Genomic DNA, 16,778 nt, shown 5'->3' with positions numbered 1-16,778 from the left:
GCCCAACCAGGGCGGGGGCCGACGCGCGTCCGGGCGGGCGTACCGTCGAGCCAGTGACCGACGAGCCCACCTTCGACCTGCGCTCGCTCGCGATCCCCGCGTACGGCCCGTCCTTCCTGTTCGGTGTCGGTGACGGAGCGATCCTCCCGGTCATCGTCCTCACCGCCCGCGACCTCGGCGCGAGCGTCGCGGTCGCCGCGCTGGTCGTCATGCTCATCGATCTCGGCTCGTTGATCTTCAACGTGCCCGCCTCGATCCTGACCGCGCGCTACGGCGAACGGCACGTGATCACCGGAGCGGCCGTCGTCGGCGTCCTCGCCGCCCTGCTGTGCGCTGTGGCGCCAGGACTGATCGCCTTCGGCGTGGGCGTCCTGGTCATGGGCTTCAGCGCGTCGGTGTTCATGCTCGCGCGTCAGAGCCACCTGACCGAGGCGGTGCCGCCGCAGTACCGCGCGCGTGCCCTGTCGACGCTGGGCGGTGTCATGCGGGTCGGGGTCTTCGTCGGGCCGTTCGTCGGGGCCGCTGCCATCCACGTGTTCGGGCTGTCGTCGGCGTACGTCGTGTGCGCCGCAGCGCTCGCCCTCGCAGGCCTGCTGTCCACGCGCATGCCCGACCTGCCCGCGCATCCGCACCTCGCGCAGGCACGCAGCGAGGTAACCGTACGAGCGGTGCTGCGCGAGCACCGCCGGGTGTTCCTGACCGTCGGCATCGGCATCCTGCTCGTCGCGCTCGTCCGGGCTGCACGCCAGACCGTGATCCCGTTGTGGGCCGACCATCTCGGGCTCTCGCCGCAGGCCACGTCGGTGGTCTACGGGATCGCCGGCGGCATCGACATGCTGGTGTTCTACCCCGCGGGCAAGGTGATGGACCTCAAGGGCCGCCGCTGGGTGACGGTCCCGTCGATGCTGGTCATGGGCACCGCGCTGCTGCTCATGCCGCTGACCGGCGGTGCGCTCTCACTCACGGCGGTGTCGTGCCTCCTCGGGTTCGGCAACGGCATCGGCTCGGGCATGGTGATGACACTCGGCGCCGACTTCTCGCCGGACGTGGGGCGCGCACAGTTCCTGGGCATCTGGCGCGAGCTGTCCGACGTCGGCGGCACGGCCGGTCCGCTGCTGCTCTCGGCGCTGACCGCGACGGTCTCGCTCGGGGTCGGTGTGCTGGCGTGCGGGCTGATCGGCTTCGTCGCGGCCACTGTGCTCTACCGGGCCGTTCCTTCACGCCGGAACGCAAAGGTTCCGTAAAGGTTTCACTGCGAATCTCGCACTCTTCACCTCCAGTACGCGCACACTTGCGCGTGGCCGCACCGTCGCCCTTCATCCGCGGGCGCGAGCGGCTCTCACTCCAGGAGGAAAAGTGAAGCGACGTCTGCTCGCTGCCGCTACCGGCAGCACCGCAGCCGCGATGATTCTCGCGCTCAACCCAGCCGGCAACCCGGCTCACGCCGCTCCCGCCGTCGACCCCGACGGTGGCCGGAGCGCATCATCGGTGATCCGTTCGGACAACAAGCCCGACCCGCTCGCCGAGAAGGCCGCCGCCACCCGTCAGCAGGCGGTCGAGAAGCTGCTCAAGGGCGAGGCCAAGACCAAGGTCATCAACGGCACCCGCGTCATCGAGCTCGACAACGGGCAGCCGACCGCCGGCCAGAAGACCGCGATGGGCAAGAACGCCAAGGCCAAGGCTGCCAAGGGCAAGGGCAAGTACGTCCAGTACGACGCCGAGCAGACGTCCAACATCTTCACAGTGCTCGCGGAGTTCGGCACGCAGACGAAGCCGGAGACCGCCGGGACGGCCGGGCCGCTGCACAACGAGCTGCCCGAGCCCGACCGCACGTACGACGGCACCGCGACCGACAACAACTCGACGTACTGGACCGCGGACTTCAACCGCGACCACTACCAGAAGATGATGTTCGGCACCGAGGGTGAGTCGTTCCACAACTTCTACCTGGCGCAGTCGCTGGGCCGCCACAAGACCCAGGGTGACGTCAGCGACTGGGTCAAGCTGCCCTACAACGAGGCCCGCTACGGCTCCAACGCCGGTGTCGACGAGGACCCCTCGCTCGAGGCCGAGCGCTCATGGTCGTTCATCGGTGACTCGCTGACCGCCTGGTACAACGGCCAGAAGGCTGCCGGCAAGACCGACGCCCAGATCAAGGACTACCTCAAGCAGTTCGACGTCTGGGACCGCAACGACTACGACGGCGACGGCGACTTCAACGAGCCCGACGGCTACATCGACCACTTCCAGGCCATCCACGCCGGTGAGGGCGAGGAGGCCGGTGGCGGCGCACAGGGTGAGGACGCCATCTGGTCCCACCGCTGGGCCGTCCAGACCGGTGCGGGCTCCCAGGGCCCCGACGGCAACAAGGTCGGCGGTGTCCAGATCGGCAACACCGGCATCTGGGTGCGCGACTACACCACCGAGCCCGAGAACGGTGGCCTCGGGGTGTTCGCCCACGAGTACGGCCACGACCTGGGGCTGCCCGACCTCTACGACACCGCCGGTGGCGACAACTCCACCGCGTTCTGGTCGCTCATGAGCAGCGGCTCCTGGCTCAACCACGGTGGCGATGCGATCGGCACCACGCCCGGCTACATGGGCGCCTGGGAGAAGGCACAGCTCGGCTGGGCCGACGTCAAGACCGTCCCGTACGGCAACTCCGGCAAGGTCGCACTCGGCCCGGCCGACCAGGACAACGCCACGAAGCCGCAGGCCGTCGCGGTCACGCTGCCGGACAAGACGGTCTCCACGCCGTACAACAAGCCGAAGTCGGGCACGTACGAGTGGTGGTCGGGTCGCGGTGACGACCTCAACAACACCCTGGGTCGCGACCTCGACCTCACCGGCAAGACCTCGGCCAGTGTGAGCGCGGCGGTCTGGCACCAGATCGAGGCCGGCTACGACTACCTCTACGGCCAGGTCTCGACCGACAACGGCGCCACCTGGACCAACGTCGGCACCGCGCTCGACGGTGACAGCAACGGCTGGACCACGACGTCGTACGACCTGTCGGCCTACGCCGGTCAGAAGGTCACGTTCCGCTTCCTCTACCAGACCGACGGCGGTTACAACGAGGCCGGCGCGTTCCTGGACGACATCGCGACGACGGTCGACGGCCAGACCGTCACCGACGACGTCGAGTCGACCACCTCGGAGTGGACCGCCAAGGGCTTCACCCGTATGAACGGCACCGACACCAAGACGGTCTCGCACTACTACCTGGCCGAGTACCGCCGCTACAACGGCTACGACACCACGCTGAAGAACGGTCCGTACAACTTCGGGTTCAAGGACCGCCCCGACTTCGTGGAGCACTTCCCCTACCAGGACGGTCTGCTGGTGACCTACGTCGACGGTGAGTACGCCGACAACAACACCAAGACCCACCCCGGTCACGGTCAGGTGCTGCCCGTCGACGCCCACGCCAAGCCGATGACCTGGCCGGACGGCGTGATCGCCCGCCAGCGCATCCAGTCCTACGACTCGACGTTCGGCGTCGACAAGACCGACGCGTTCACCCTGCACAAGCAGGGCCTGGCCGCCAAGGTCCCGTCGCGCCCGGCCGTCACCACGTTCGACGACACCAACCCCAACGCCTACTGGTACGTCTCCAACCCGATGGCATCCACCAAGGTCGCGGGCAGCGGCACCAAGATCCAGGTGCTGGGCAAGCAGGGTGACGGATTGTCCCTCAAGCTGTCGTTCCCGACGGGCGGCATGCTCAACAAGGGCCAGTGATCGCTCACTGAGCACGACGCGTACGACGGCGGCCCCGGTCCACATGGACCGGGGCCGCTGCACGTCAGGCCCTGAGTGAGGCAGGATCGACCCATGGATCGTCAGCAGGAGTTCGTGCTGCGCACCATCGAGGAGCGCGACATCCGGTTCGTCCGGGTGTGGTTCACCGATGTGCTCGGCACCTTGAAGTCCGTCTCCATCGCGCCCGCCGAGCTCGAGGGTGCCTTCTCCGAGGGCATCGGGTTCGACGGCAGCGTCATCGAGGGCCTCGCCCGCGTCTACGAGGCCGACATGCTGCTGCGGCCCGACGCGACGACGTTCCAGCTGCTGCCGTGGCGCGGTGAGAACCCCGGCACCGCCCGCATGTTCGGTGACATCCGCCTGCCCGACGGCAACGCCAGTGCCGCCGACCCGCGTACGGTCCTGCGGCGCGCGATGGCCCGGGCCGCCGAGCAGGGGTTCACGTTCTACACCCACCCCGAGATCGAGTTCTACCTCTTCCGCCCCGACGTCGCGCCGGGCATGCCGCCGGTGCCGGTCGATCAGGCCGGGTTCTTCGACCACGTCCCGCACGGCACCGCTCACGACTTCCGTCGTGCGGCGATCACCACCCTCGAGAACATGGGCATCTCGGTCGAGTTCAGCCATCACGAGGGCGGGCCCGGTCAGAACGAGATCGACCTGCGCTACGCCGACGCGCTCGCGACCGCGGACAACATCATGACGTTCCGGGCGGTCGTCAAGGAGGTCGCGCTCGAGCGCGGGGTGTTCGCCTCGTTCATGCCCAAACCCCTTGCGGGACAGCCGGGTTCGGCGATGCACACGCACGTCTCGCTGTTCGACGGTGACAGCAACGCGTTCTACGAGGCGGGTGCGCCCTACCAGCTGTCCGTCACCGGCCGGAAGTTCATCGCGGGCCTGCTGCGGCACGCCAACGAGATCAGCGCCGTCACCAACCAGTGGGTCAACTCCTACAAGCGCATCTGGGGCGGGGGAGAGGCTCCGGCTCACGTGTGCTGGGGTCACAACAACCGCAGCGCGATGGTGCGGGTGCCGATGCACAAGCCGGGCAAGGGGCAGAGCACCCGCATCGAGGTGCGCTCACTCGACTCCGCGTGCAACCCCTACCTGTCCTACGCCCTGATCCTGGCCGCCGGTCTGAAGGGCATCGAGGAGGACTACGAGCTGCCGCCGGAGGCCGAGGACGACGTGTGGTCGCTCACCGAGCGCGAGCGCCGCGCGATGGGCATCGACCCGCTGCCGGCGTCTCTCGACGAGGCGATCCGGATCATGGAGGACTCCGAGCTGGTCGCCGAGACGCTGGGCGAGCACGTCTTCGACTTCTTCCTGCGCAACAAGCGCGCCGAGTGGTCCGGTTATCGCGAGCAGGTCACGGCGTTCGAGCTCGAGCAGTACCTGCGGCTGTGAGCCCCGAACGACCCAGCACCCGGTCCGCGATGCTCGTGCGGGCCGGTTTCACCGACCATGCCCGAGCAGCCCAGCTGCTCGACGAGCTCGGCCCCGGAGACCGTGACGCGCTCGTCTCGGCTCTCGCCCGCACCGCCGACCCGGACCAGGCGTTGCTGGGCCTGCTGCGGCTGCGCGAGGCGATGGACGAGGCGGCGCGCGCCGAGCTCGACGAGGTGATCGACAGCGACCGCACGTGTCGCTATCGGCTGCTGGCCGTGCTCGGGGCGTCGACCGCGCTGACCGACCATCTCGTCCGTCACCCGGGTCAGTGGCACGACGTCGTCGAGGCGCAGCGCCGCCACGCCGACGAGCTCGCGACCCTCCTCATCGGTGAGGTCGAGCAACGAGGCGAGCGGTCGGCGTACGACGCACTGCGCATCGCCTACCGACGTCAGCTGGTGCAGATCGCAGCGCTCGACCTGACCCAGGACCCGTTCGATGAGATGCCCGCCACCGGCGAGGCGCTCGCCGACCTCGCCGGCGCCGCGATGGAGGCGGCCCTGCAGATCGCGCGTGACGAGCACGACGACCCCGATCGGTGCCGCCTGTCGGTGATCGGGATGGGCAAGACCGGTGGTCTGGAGCTCAACTACATCTCCGACGTCGATGTGGCGTTCGTCGCCGAACCCGCTGACGGCGTCGACGAGGACGAGGCGCTCGCGGTCGCGACGGCGCTGGCCACCTCGGCGATGCGGGCCTGCTCCGCGTCGACCGCCGAGGGCAACCTGTGGCAGGTCGACGCCGCGCTGCGTCCCGAGGGCAAGAACGGCCCGCTCGTGCGCACGGTCGAGAGCCACCGTGCCTACTACGAGCGGTGGGCCAAGACCTGGGAGTTCCAGGCCCTGCTCAAGGCGCGCCCGATCGCCGGTGACGCCGGGGTCGGCCAGGCCTACCTCGATGCGATGAGTCCGATGGTGTGGCAGGCCAGTACCCGTGACAACTTCGTCGAGGACGTCCAGGCGATGCGACGGCGCGTCGAGGACAACGTGCCTCCGGCCGAGCAGCCCCGCCAGCTCAAGCTCGGGCCGGGAGGGCTGCGCGACATCGAGTTCAGCGTGCAGCTGCTCCAGCTGGTGCACGGTCGCACCGACGAGCGGATCCGTCAGCGCAGCACGCTCGCCGCGCTCGACGCGCTGTCCCGTCGCGGTTACGTCGGTCGGTCCGACGCGCACGAGCTCGACGTCGCCTACCGTTTCCTGCGCGTCCTGGAGCATCGCATCCAGCTGTCGCGGATGCGGCGTACCCACCTGATGCCCACGGCCGAGGCCGACCTGCGTCGGCTGGCGCGGGGCATCGGTGTCTTCTCCGACCCCACCGAGTCGATCACGACGATGTGGCGTGAGAAGGCCCGCGAGGTGCGCCGTCTGCACGAGCGGCTGTTCTACCGTCCGCTGCTGTCCGCCGTGGCGCGGTTGAGCGACGACGACGCGCAGCTCACACCCGACGAGGCGCGAGAGCGCCTGTCCGCACTGGGTTTTCGCGATCCGTCCGGCGCGATCCGACACATCCAGGCGCTCAGCTCGGGTGTCAGCCGGCGCACCGTCATGCAGCGCACGCTCCTGCCGGTGATGCTGCAGTGGTTCGCCGACGAGGCCGACCCCGACGCGGGCCTGCTGGCGTTCCGGCGCATCAGCGACGAGCTGGGCTCGAGCCCGTGGTTCCTCAAGCAGCTGCGTGAGGGCTCCTCCGCGCAGCACCTGGCCAAGGTGCTCGCGAGCAGCCGGTACGCCGCCGGCATGCTCGAGCGGTCGCCGTCGGCAGTCGCGATGCTGGGCGATCCCGACGCGCTGAACCCCCGTCCTCGCGCCGCGATCATCCGCACGATGACGGCCGCCGGGCGTCGGCACAGCGACCCCGACCAGGCGATCCTCGCCGTACGCGGTGTACGCCGTACCGAGCTGCTGCGGGTCGCGATCGCCGACCTCGTGGGCTCTCTCGACCTCGACCAGGTCGAGGTCGCGCTGACCGACGTGATGGCCGCGACGATGCAGGCCGCGCTCGACGTGGCCTCCACCCGGGTCGAGCGCGAGCGCGGTCCGCTGGTCACGCGGCTGGCCGTCATCGGGATGGGTCGCTTCGGCGGACGTGAGCTGGGCTACAGCAGCGACGCCGACGTGATGTTCGTGCACGACCCCGACGAGGGGGCCGACGAGCAGCAGGCTCAGGAGCAGGCGCTCGCGGTGGTGTCCGAGCTGCGCCGGCTGGTGCAGCTGAGCGGCCCCGACCCGGCGCTCACCGTCGACGCCGACCTGCGTCCGGAGGGCAAGGGCGGCCCCCTCGTACGCAGCCTCGCGTCCTACCGCACCTACTACGAGCGGTGGTCCGAGGGCTGGGAGGCCCAGGCGCTGCTGCGTGCCACGCCGGTCGCGGGGGATGAGCAGCTGTCCCGTGACTTCGTCGAGCTGATCGATCCGCTGCGCTACCCGGCCGCCGGACTCAGCGAGCGCGCCGTACGCCAGATCCGCACGCTGAAGGCGCGGATGGAGGCCGAGCGCATCCCACGTGGTGGAGATCGCAAGACGCATTTCAAGCTCGGGCACGGCGGGCTCGCCGACGTCGAGTGGACGGTCCAGCTGCTGCAGCTGCAGCATGCCGCCGCCGTGCCGGGGCTGCAGCACCCGGGCACGATGACACCGCTGCGCCGGGCAGCCGAGGCGGGTCTGCTGACCGAGGAACAGGCGGCCGAGCTGCGTGACGCGTGGGTGCTCGCGACGCGGCTGCGCAACGCGTCGGTGCTGTGGCGCGGGCGCCCGGTCGACGCGCTGCCCAGCGATCTGCGTGACGGAGACGGCATCGGCCGCATCCTCGGCATGCCTGCGGGCTCAGGACCACAGCTGCACGACGACTACCGACGGTTCGCGCGGCGCGCACGCGCCGTGGTCGACGAGTGCTTCTACGGCATGCCCCGCGACAACAACGGCGACTGACTCACGCGGGCCGGGTGGTCCGGCGTACGACCAGCTCGATCATGACGGCCACCGTCACGGCCTGCACGAGCAGCAGAGCCGCGAGGACGACCAGCTGCACCGCGGCGGCCTGCCACGCCGAGCCGCCGCCCAGCATGACGCCGACGAACGCTCCGGGCAGCGTCACCAGCCCGACGGTGCGGGTCTGGTCGAGACCGGGTACGAGCGCCAGGGCGGCGTCGTCACGCACGACCGTCACGGCAGCCTCACGGTGGGGCAGCCCGATCGAGAGGGCTGCCTCGAACTCACCCCACCGCTCCTCCCACGCCTGCAACAGCCGTTTGCCCGACAGCGTTGTCGCGGTCATCGCGTTGCCGATGAGGATGCCGAGGACGGGCACGACCGATACCGGCTTCAGCGGGACGACGCCGCTGAGCAGCAGCAGCGCGATCACGGGCAGGAGTCCGCACAGCAGCGGGACGAGCGCCCATCCGGTCCAGGTCGACCACACGCGCCGCCCTGCGGTGAGCGCGGCGACCACGGTCATCAGCACGCAGAACGCGATCGTCCACGGCCAGCTGGAGAGCACCGCGGCGATCACCAGTCCGACGACCGCGAGCTGGACGAGCGCTCGGGCTCCAGCCGTGAGCTGTCGGCGTGGGTCGCCGAGGCGCGCCACGTGGACGACCACGGCAGCGGCCGCCGTGCACGCGAGAGTCACGACCAGCACGCGGACGACGCCCGACGGGTCATCGGCGTTGACGAGGGCTGTCTGCAGCGGGCGGCTCACCACGAGCGCGAGCATCCCACCGACTCGGGCGCTGAGATGGCCCGACGGTCTGCGACACGCTGTTCGTAGACTTGTCCGGTGATCACTCGTACCTCTCTGCGCGGCTCAGCCCTGGCGTCCCTGGACGCCCGTGCGCTGCGCGACACGTTGCCCCGGGCGGCCTTCGACGTCGAGACGGCCCTCGACGTCGTACGACCGATCTGCGAGCAGGTACGCCATCACGGTGCCGATGCGCTGCGCGACCTGTCCGAGAAGTTCGACGGCGTCCGGCCCGACGCGCTGCGGGTGCCTGCCGAGGTGCTGTCGGCGGCGCTCGACCAGCTCGACCCCGACATCCGCGCAGCGCTCACCGAGGCGATCCGTCGCGCGCGCCTGGTGCACGACGACCAGCGGCGCACCGCCACGACGACCCAGGTCGCCCCGGGCGGCACGGTCACCGAGCGCTGGGTGCCCGTCGACCGCGTGGGCCTCTACGTGCCCGGCGGTGTCGCCGTGCTCGCGAGCAGTGTCGTCATGAACGTCGTCCCGGCCCAGGCGGCGGGCGTCGAGTCGCTCGCGGTCGCGAGCCCACCCCAGCGCTCCAACACCGGTGCGTTCGTCGGCTACCCGGACCCGACCATCCTCGCGGCGTGCGCGCTGCTCGGTGTCGACGAGGTCTACGCCGTCGGTGGTGCCCAGGCGATCGCGATGTTCGCCTACGGGGCGCGCGAGGCTGACGGCACCACGGTCTGCGAGCCGGTCAGCCTGGTGACCGGGCCGGGCAACATCTACGTCGTCGCGGCGAAGCGGCTGCTCAAGGGTCTGATCGGCATCGACTCCGAGGCCGGTCCGACCGAGATCGCGATCCTCGCCGACGACAGCGCCGACGCCGAGCACGTCGCCGCCGACCTCATCAGCCAGGCCGAGCACGACAAGCTCGCGGCGGCCGTCCTGGTCACCGACAGCGATGACCTCGCCGAGCGGGTCGAGCAGGCGCTGGAGCGCCGTGTCGCGTCCACCAAGCACGCCGAGCGCATCCGCGTCTCCCTCGGCGGCGAGCAGTCCGGCATCGTGCTGGTCGACGACGTCGAGGCCGGCCTGCGGGTCGTCGACGCCTACGCCGCCGAGCACCTCGAGATCCAGACCCGTGATGCGTCGGCCGTCGCAGCCCGCGTGCGCAACGCGGGCGCGATCTTCGTCGGCGCCTACGCGCCGGTCAGCCTGGGTGACTACGCCGCCGGTTCCAACCACGTGCTGCCCACCGGCGGCTGCGCGTGCCACAGCTCGGGGCTGTCGGTGCAGTCGTTCCTGCGCGGCATCCACGTCGTCGACTACACCCAGGATGCCCTGCGCGAGGTGGCCTCGGTGGTCACGACGCTGGCCCAGGCCGAGGACCTCCCCGCCCACGGCGAGGCGGTCACGGCGCGGTTCGAGCGATGACGGGCAGCAGCCTGCGCGAGCTGCTGCGGGACGACCTGCGCGACCAGACCGCGTACGGCGCACCGCAGCTCGACGTGCCCGTGGCCCTCAACACCAACGAGTCCTCCTACCCGGTGCCGGCGGCGGTGGTCGAGACGATCGCCCGACGGGTCGGCGCGGTCGCGTCCTCGCTCAACCGCTACCCGGACCGTGAGTTCACCGAGCTGCGCACCGCGCTCGCCGCCTACCTGACCCGCACGACCGGCACGGCGCTCGTGGCAGACCAGCTGTGGGCCGGCAACGGCAGCAACGAGGTGCTCTCGCACCTGGTGCAGGCGTTCGGCGGTCAGGGACGTACGGCGCTGGGGTTCACCCCGTCCTACTCCATGCACCCGATCATCGCCCGGTCGGTGGGCACGACGTGGGTCGACGGGTTGCGCGGCGCTCCCAGCGGGGTGTTCGACCTCGACCTCGACCGCGCGGTCGAGCAGGCGCGTGAGACCGACCCGCACCTGGTGTTCCTGTGCTCGCCCAACAACCCCACCGGCACGTCACTGTCCCTCGACGTCGTCGAGGCGGTGTACGACGCGGCGCCGCGTGCCGTGGTCGTCGTCGACGAGGCCTACACCGAGTTCGCGCGCCCGGGTACGCCCAGCGCCACCACGCTGCTCGACGGCCGCGAACGGCTGGTCGTGACCCGCACGATGAGCAAGGCGTTCGCGTTCGCAGGGGTTCGGCTGGGCTATCTGGCCGCCGCGGCCGAGCTGACCGAGCTGCTCCGGCTGGTGCGTCTGCCCTACCACCTGTCCAGCGTGACGCAGGCCGTGGCGCTCGCCGCGCTCGAGCACGCCGACGAGATGCTCGCCATGGTCGAGGCGATCAAGACCGAGCGAGACCGGCTCGTCGCGGGCGTCACCGACCTCGGCCTCACGCCTGTGCCGAGCGACGCCAACTTCGTGCTGGTGGGCGGGTTCGCCGATGCGCACACGACCTGGCAGGCTCTGCTGGAGCAGGGCGTCCTGGTGCGCGACGTCGGCATCGCCCACCACCTGCGCATCACGGCAGGGACGCCCGCCGAGACCGAGGCCGTGCTCGCCGCCCTGGCGACGCTCGACCGCAGCCACCGACAGGAGCGCTAGATGAGTCGCACCGCGCAGATCACCCGCGCGACCAAGGAGAGCTCGGTCGACCTGTGGCTCGACCTCGACGGCTCGGGCACGGCCGAGATCAGCACCGGTGTGCGGTTCTACGACCACATGCTCGAGAGCCTGGCCAAGCACAGCCTGATCGACCTGCGCATCGAGGCGACCGGTGACCTCGACGTCGACGCCCACCACACCGTCGAGGACACCGCGATCGTCCTCGGGCAGGCGGTGCGCCAGGCACTCGGCGACAAGTCGGGCATCGCCCGCTTCGGCGACGCGACGGTGCCGCTCGACGAGGCGCTCGTCCACGCGGTCGTCGACGTGGCCGGTCGCCCCTACTGCGTGCACACCGGCGAGCCCGACGGCCAGGTCTACGCGATCATCGGCGGCACCTACACCGGATCGCTCACCCAGCACGTCTTCGAGTCCTTCGCCCATCACGCGGCGATCGCGCTGCACGTCCGAGTGCTGTCCGGACGCGATCCGCACCACATCGTCGAGGCACAGTTCAAGGCGGTCGCGAGAGCGTTGCGGACGGCGGTCGCGCACGACCCACGGGTCAAGGGCATCCCGAGTGCCAAGGGGGCGCTCTGAGATGACCGGCGCTGCGTCGACCCTCCCGGGTCTCCTGCTGCTGCAGGGCGACTCGCGCAAGGTCAGCAGCTGGGTCTCCCGCGGCACCGTCCCGGCGTACGTCGTGCCCGTCGGCGGCTGGACCGCCGTCGTCGCGGCCGGTGAGTCCGCGGCCAAGGCGCCTTACGACGACGGCCTCACCATGCTCGCCAACCGGCCGGTGCCGCACGGGTTCAGGGCTGCTGTGGGCTTCTTCGCGCTGCGTCGGCGCGCGATCGTGGTCGCGCACCGCCGCGGCTGGCGCACCATCCCGCGCTGGCTGGTGTGGGAGCCCGGTCACGGGGCCGTCAAGGTGCAGGACCTGTCCGCGCTGCGGGTCCGTGACCTCATCGAGGTGGTCGGGTTGGCCCACGAGGAGTCCTCGACGCTGCGCTCGCTGCTGCGCACCCGCGAGGGCGAGCCGATGGACCTCCTGCGTGACCTCATCGACGCGCTCGGCCTTCCTGCCGGCCGGATGCTCGGCGGGTCAGGTGTGCCCACCGAGGCCGACGCCGTGCTGGTGACCCCGACCGAGCGCGACGTCGCACGCTTCGAACGTGTCGTCGGAGAGGACAGAGCCATCCGCGAGGAGCAGGAGGACCTGCAGTGAGCCCCAAGGTGGTCGTCCTCGACTACGGCAGCGGCAACGTGCGGTCGGTCGTGCGCATGCTCGAGCGCGTGGGTGCCGAGGTCACGTTGAGCGCCGACCCCGACCTCGTACGCCGGGCGGACGGTCTCTACGTGCCTGGCGTCGGCAACTTCCACGCCTGCGTCCAGGGCCTGGTCGCGGTGGGAGGCGACGCGCTCGTACGCGAACGCATCGCTGTGTGCGCGCCGGTCCTCGGCGTCTGCGTCGGTATGCAGGCGTTGTTCGAGGACTCCACCGAGACCAGTGCCGTCGGCTCCCACCCGGGCCTCGGCCACTGGTCGGGCGTCGTCCGTCGGCTCGCCGGCCCTGTCGTGCCCCACATGGGATGGTCGACCGTTCAGCCACCGCCTGACACGGTGCTGCTCGAGGGGCTGCAGGACGAGCGCTTCTACTTCGTGCACTCCTTCGCCGCCGACACCGCGCCGACGCGAGGCGATGCGACGCTGCTCACGACGTGGGCCGAGCACGGCGGCCGGTTCGTCGCCGCGGTCGAGGACGGGCCGGTCAGCGCGACGCAGTTCCACCCCGAGAAGTCCGGTGACGCCGGTGCGCAGATGCTGACCACCTGGCTCAAGACTCTCTGAATCCTGTTGCAACGAAAGGAAGTTTGAGTGACTACTTCGCGCCTGGAGCTGCTTCCGGCAGTCGACGTGGCCGGCGGGCAGGCGGTCCAGCTGGTGCAGGGCGTCGCCGGCACCGGCGGTGAGTTCGGCGACCCGTGGGAGGCCGCGAAGGCCTGGCAGGATCAGGGCGCGGAGTGGATCCACCTGGTCGACCTCGACGCGGCGTTCGGGCGCGGCACCAATCGCGACCTGCTCGCCGACATCGTCGGCCGCCTCGACATCAAGGTCGAGATGTCCGGCGGCATTCGCGACGAGGAGTCGCTCAAGGCGGCTCTGGCCACGGGCTGCCGTCGGGTCAACGTCGGCACAGCGGCCCTCGAGGACCCCGAGTGGACGCGGCAGGCGATCGCGACGTACGGCGACCAGGTCGCTGTCGGTCTCGACGTCCGTGGCACCACGCTCGCCGCGCGCGGCTGGACGCGTGAGGGCGGCGACCTGTGGGAGACGCTCGAGCGTCTCGACGCCGAGGGCTGTAGCCGCTACGTCGTCACTGACGTGGCCAAGGACGGCATGCTCCAGGGCCCGAACGTCGACCTGCTGCGCGATGTGTGTGCACGCACGGACCGGCCCGTGGTGGCCTCCGGCGGGATCTCGACGCTCGACGACCTCACGGCGCTGCGTGCTCTGGTGAGTGACGGAGTCGAGGGCGCGATCATCGGCTCGGCGCTCTACAAGGGTGCGTTCACGCTGCCTGAGGCGCTCGATGCCGCGGGGCGCCCGTGACCGGGACGCCGTCGTCCGACTCGGCGGGTCAGGAGTGGCACGGTCGCAACCTCGCGAGCACCGGGTTCGACGACGACACCGGCGGCTCCGACGCGCAGCTGATCCAGGCGCTGCGTGGTGAGGACGAGGTCGCGCTGATGCGGGCCATCGCGCAGGCGCGCCTGCTCGTACCCGTCGTCGCTGCGCCGGGTGAGGTCGACACCTCCGGCGAGCTCGCGGTCGAGAAGTCCACCGACATGGCGGTGGTGACGCTGACCGCTCCCGACGGCCAGCGAGCCCTGCCGGTGTTCACCGGCGTGGACGCGCTGGCGACCTGGGATCCGGCCGCGCGCCCCTCACCGGTCACCAGCGCGCGGGCGGCGCAGGCCGCGGTGTCCGAGCGCTGCGATGTCATGGTGGTCGACCTCGGGTCGCAGCAGCAGACCGCTCTGCGTCCGAGCATGGTGTGGGCGCTGGCGCAGCAGCGTGACTGGGTGCCCTCGCACGCCGATCCCTTTGTGCAGCAAGCAGTTTCGCGCGCGGTGTCCGACGAGGCCGACATCGTCGGAGCCGTGTGCGCCGACGGACGCGACGCCGGAGCCGGCGTCCTGCGCGTCGTGCTGACGGTCCGGCCGGGCCTCGATGCCGCGCAGCTGCAGGACGTCGCGACGCGCGTGGGCGAGCGGATCGCCACCGACGGTGAGGTGCGTGCCCGCATCGACGGGCTCGCCTTCGCGGTCCAGCAGGCGCAGCACTGAGTCAGGCCTCCCGGCGGACGGGAGGCCTGAGCTCACTTGCGGTGGGCGCGCAGGGTGTCGAGACGTTGACGCATCTCGTCGGCCGAGATCTCACCGCGTGCGTAGAGGTCGCGCACGGTGCCGGCGGCGTCGGGGCGGCCGCCTCGCCACCGTCGCGGTCCGAAGATCACGAACAGCACGAGCGCGGTGAAGAAGAGCAGCGGGATGATCGGAAGAACGGCCACGGCGGGCCGTCGGACGTGTGGACGGTGTAGTCGGAGGCGATCTGGGTCATTGCTGAGTTCATGCGCTCCAGGCTCGTCGTCGCGGCCGCTCAGCGCGTCGGCTCGGCGTTGAGATCGGCCTGCGCATCCTGCGTACGCCGGTCACTGCGCCCGCGCGCGCAGGTGCACCTTGGCGCCCTGGCTGCTGAACATGCTCAGTGCCTCGACGCGGGCCTTTCCGGCGCGTCCGAACCAGTGCGGGACGCGGGTGTCGAACTCCGCAGCCTCGCCGGCGGTGAGCACGAGGTCCTGGTCGCCGAGCACGACGCGCAGCCGGCCCTCCAGGACGTAGAGCCAGTCGTAGCCCTCGTGACTGCGTGGGCTCGGCTGCTCGGGCGTCTTGCGCTCGTGGAAGATCAGCTTGAACACCTGCATCTGGCCGGGCTGCAACGACAGGGGCACCATCGTCATCGAGCCGTGGCGCTGTGCCCGCGGCTGCACCCGCGGGTCGGCGGCCGGGGGAGTGCCGACCAGCTCGTCGAGGGAGAGCCGGTGCGCGCGAGCGAGTGCGAGAAGCAGCTCGAGGCTGGCCTTGCGCTGACCTGACTCCAGCCGCGACAGGGTGCTCACCGAGACGCCGGTCGCCTCGGACAGCTCTGCGAGCGTGACCTCGCGCTCCTGACGCACCGAGCGCAGGCGCGGCCCGATCTGCTCCATCACCTGGTCGAAGTCGTCCATGCGCCTACTTTGCCACTTCGGCAATGTTCTTTGCCGGACGTCCGGTCCGAAGCGCAGGGTGAGGAGCATGAGCACCTCACAGACGTACGACGTCCTGGTCATCGGCGGCGGCGCTGCCGGTCTGAGCGCGGCGCTGGTCCTCGGTCGGTCCCGACGGTCCGTGGTCGTGATCGACGCGGGCGAGCCGCGCAACGCACCGGCCGCGCACATGCACTCGTTCATCTCTCGCGACGGAACACCTCCGGGTGAGCTGATCGCCATCGCGCGGGCGGAGCTCGATCCGTACGACGTCGACCTCGTCGACGCGCGCGTCGCCGAGATCGACCGCACAGCAACGGGATTCGCTGCTCGCACCGACGCAGGCGACGTGTACGCAGCGCGCCGCGTCGTGCTCGCCACGGGAGCGCGCGACGTGCTTCCCGACATCCCCGGTCTCGCGTCGAGATGGGGCAAGGACGTCGTCCACTGCCCCTACTGCCACGGCTGGGAGGTCCGCGACCAGCGCATCGGCGTGGTGGCCACCGGCCAGGCCGCGGCACACCAGGCGTTGCTGTTCAGCCAGCTGTCCGACCGCGTCACGGTGCTGGCCAACGGGGTCGACCTCGAGGCGGCACCGCTCGCGGATCTGAGCGCGCGCGGTGTGCGGGTGCTCGACGGCGCGGTCGCAGAGGTGACGGTCGCAGACGACCGGATCACCGGCGTACGGCTGGCCGACGGCACGCAGCACGCCTTCGACGCTCTGGTCGTCGCCACCCTGCTGGACGTGCGCAACCCCGTGGTCGACCAGGTCGGTGTCGAGCTCACCGACTTGCCGGGTATCGGGCAGCAGGTGCAGGCCGATGAGATGGGCCGGACGTCCGTCGACGGTGTGTGGGCGGTGGGCAACGCCGCCAACCCGATGCTGCAGGTCATCAACGCCGCCGCGTCGGGCAACATGACCGGAGCCGTCCTGAACATGGACCTGATCCAGGAGGACCTGCGCCGCGCACGCGTGGACTGAGGACGACGCAGCAGCCCCGGTCCGCACGTGCGGACCGGGGCTG

15 protein-coding genes are annotated in these 16,778 nt (G+C 70.6%); 12 read left to right on the top strand and 3 right to left on the bottom strand.

Going from position 1 to position 16,778, the window contains the following annotated elements:
* The first annotated feature begins 53 nt into the window (after positions 1 to 53).
* The 4 genes from VV01_RS09870 (at position 54) to VV01_RS09855 (ending at position 8,138) form a co-directional block, all read left to right on the top strand.
* Entirely contained in the window at positions 54 to 1,244 is a 1,191-nt protein-coding gene (locus VV01_RS09870; protein WP_050669735.1) for an MFS transporter, read from the top strand.
* A 112-nt stretch (positions 1,245 to 1,356) separates the two neighbouring features.
* Positions 1,357 to 3,741 (top strand): immune inhibitor A domain-containing protein, encoded by a 2,385-nt coding sequence (locus VV01_RS09865; protein ID WP_050669734.1) that lies wholly within the window; start codon positions 1,357 to 1,359, stop codon positions 3,739 to 3,741.
* Positions 3,742 to 3,834: 93 nt separating this feature from the next.
* Positions 3,835 to 5,169 (top strand): glutamine synthetase family protein, encoded by a 1,335-nt coding sequence (locus VV01_RS09860; RefSeq protein WP_050669733.1) that lies wholly within the window; start codon positions 3,835 to 3,837, stop codon positions 5,167 to 5,169.
* Positions 5,166 to 8,138 (top strand): bifunctional [glutamine synthetase] adenylyltransferase/[glutamine synthetase]-adenylyl-L-tyrosine phosphorylase, encoded by a 2,973-nt coding sequence (locus VV01_RS09855; protein ID WP_071606344.1) that lies wholly within the window; start codon positions 5,166 to 5,168, stop codon positions 8,136 to 8,138. The genes VV01_RS09860 and VV01_RS09855 overlap by 4 nt, the downstream gene beginning before the upstream one ends.
* 1 nt (position 8,139) lies before the next feature.
* Here VV01_RS09855 and VV01_RS09850 read toward each other — a convergent pair whose 3' ends face one another.
* Entirely contained in the window at positions 8,140 to 8,922 is a 783-nt protein-coding gene (locus tag VV01_RS09850; RefSeq protein ID WP_082220918.1) for an ABC transporter permease, read from the bottom strand.
* A gap of 63 nt (positions 8,923 to 8,985) precedes the next feature.
* Here VV01_RS09850 and hisD point away from each other — a divergent pair, with 63 nt between their 5' ends.
* The 7 genes from hisD to VV01_RS09815 are packed head-to-tail and all read left to right on the top strand — an operon-like array spanning position 8,986 to position 14,794.
* A complete protein-coding gene (gene hisD, locus VV01_RS09845; protein ID WP_050669731.1) occupies positions 8,986 to 10,326 on the top strand; it encodes a histidinol dehydrogenase in 1,341 nt (446 codons plus the stop codon).
* A complete protein-coding gene (locus VV01_RS09840) occupies positions 10,323 to 11,444 on the top strand; it encodes a histidinol-phosphate transaminase (RefSeq protein ID WP_050669730.1) in 1,122 nt (373 codons plus the stop codon). The genes hisD and VV01_RS09840 overlap by 4 nt, the downstream gene beginning before the upstream one ends.
* Positions 11,445 to 12,044, top strand: coding sequence for an imidazoleglycerol-phosphate dehydratase HisB (hisB, locus tag VV01_RS09835; RefSeq protein WP_050669729.1), 600 nt, complete (start codon positions 11,445 to 11,447; stop codon positions 12,042 to 12,044).
* Between the two features lies 1 nt (position 12,045).
* On the top strand, positions 12,046 to 12,672 hold the full coding sequence (locus tag VV01_RS09830) for a hypothetical protein (protein WP_050669728.1): 627 nt from the start codon (positions 12,046 to 12,048) through the stop codon (positions 12,670 to 12,672).
* Positions 12,669 to 13,295, top strand: coding sequence for an imidazole glycerol phosphate synthase subunit HisH (hisH, locus tag VV01_RS09825; protein ID WP_050669727.1), 627 nt, complete (start codon positions 12,669 to 12,671; stop codon positions 13,293 to 13,295). Before VV01_RS09830 ends, hisH begins: the two co-directional genes overlap by 4 nt.
* Positions 13,296 to 13,322: 27 nt before the next feature.
* Complete coding sequence (gene priA, locus VV01_RS09820; RefSeq protein ID WP_050669726.1) at positions 13,323 to 14,057, top strand: bifunctional 1-(5-phosphoribosyl)-5-((5-phosphoribosylamino)methylideneamino)imidazole-4-carboxamide isomerase/phosphoribosylanthranilate isomerase PriA; 735 nt, start codon at positions 13,323 to 13,325, stop codon at positions 14,055 to 14,057.
* Positions 14,054 to 14,794, top strand: coding sequence for an SseB family protein (locus VV01_RS09815; protein WP_050669725.1), 741 nt, complete (start codon positions 14,054 to 14,056; stop codon positions 14,792 to 14,794). Before priA ends, VV01_RS09815 begins: the two co-directional genes overlap by 4 nt.
* Positions 14,795 to 14,826: 32 nt before the next feature.
* Here the strand turns inward: VV01_RS09815 and VV01_RS09810 are convergent, their stop codons facing one another.
* On the bottom strand, positions 14,827 to 15,018 hold the full coding sequence (locus VV01_RS09810) for an SHOCT domain-containing protein (protein ID WP_050669724.1): 192 nt from the start codon (positions 15,016 to 15,018) through the stop codon (positions 14,827 to 14,829).
* Positions 15,019 to 15,159: 141 nt separating this feature from the next.
* Complete coding sequence (locus VV01_RS09805; RefSeq protein ID WP_050669723.1) at positions 15,160 to 15,735, bottom strand: helix-turn-helix domain-containing protein; 576 nt, start codon at positions 15,733 to 15,735, stop codon at positions 15,160 to 15,162.
* Between the two features lie 67 nt (positions 15,736 to 15,802).
* Here VV01_RS09805 and VV01_RS09800 point away from each other — a divergent pair, with 67 nt between their 5' ends.
* The gene (locus VV01_RS09800; RefSeq protein WP_050669722.1) at positions 15,803 to 16,735 is read left to right on the top strand and encodes an NAD(P)/FAD-dependent oxidoreductase; all 933 of its coding nucleotides are present in this window, start codon (positions 15,803 to 15,805) and stop codon (positions 16,733 to 16,735) included.
* The last annotated feature ends 43 nt before the right edge of the window (positions 16,736 to 16,778 follow it).

It is taken from the genome of Luteipulveratus halotolerans (assembly GCF_001247745.1).
Lineage (GTDB): Bacteria > Actinomycetota > Actinomycetes > Actinomycetales > Dermatophilaceae > Luteipulveratus > Luteipulveratus halotolerans.
This window is presented reverse-complemented; position numbering and strand designations above follow the sequence as displayed.

Excerpts from the sequence above, each read along its gene's own strand:
- VV01_RS09830 (WP_050669728.1), top strand. The coding sequence starts at position 12,046 with ATGACCGGCGCTGCGTCGACCCTCCCGGGTCTCCTGCTGCTGCAGGGC.
- VV01_RS09840 (WP_050669730.1), top strand. The coding sequence starts at position 10,323 with ATGACGGGCAGCAGCCTGCGCGAGCTGCTGCGGGACGACCTGCGCGAC.
- VV01_RS09850 (WP_082220918.1), bottom strand. The coding sequence starts at position 8,922 with ATGCTCGCGCTCGTGGTGAGCCGCCCGCTGCAGACAGCCCTCGTCAAC.
- VV01_RS09800 (WP_050669722.1), top strand. The coding sequence starts at position 15,803 with ATGAGCACCTCACAGACGTACGACGTCCTGGTCATCGGCGGCGGCGCT.
- VV01_RS09805 (WP_050669723.1), bottom strand. The coding sequence starts at position 15,735 with ATGGACGACTTCGACCAGGTGATGGAGCAGATCGGGCCGCGCCTGCGC.
- hisB (WP_050669729.1), top strand. The coding sequence starts at position 11,445 with ATGAGTCGCACCGCGCAGATCACCCGCGCGACCAAGGAGAGCTCGGTC.
- VV01_RS09860 (WP_050669733.1), top strand. The coding sequence starts at position 3,835 with ATGGATCGTCAGCAGGAGTTCGTGCTGCGCACCATCGAGGAGCGCGAC.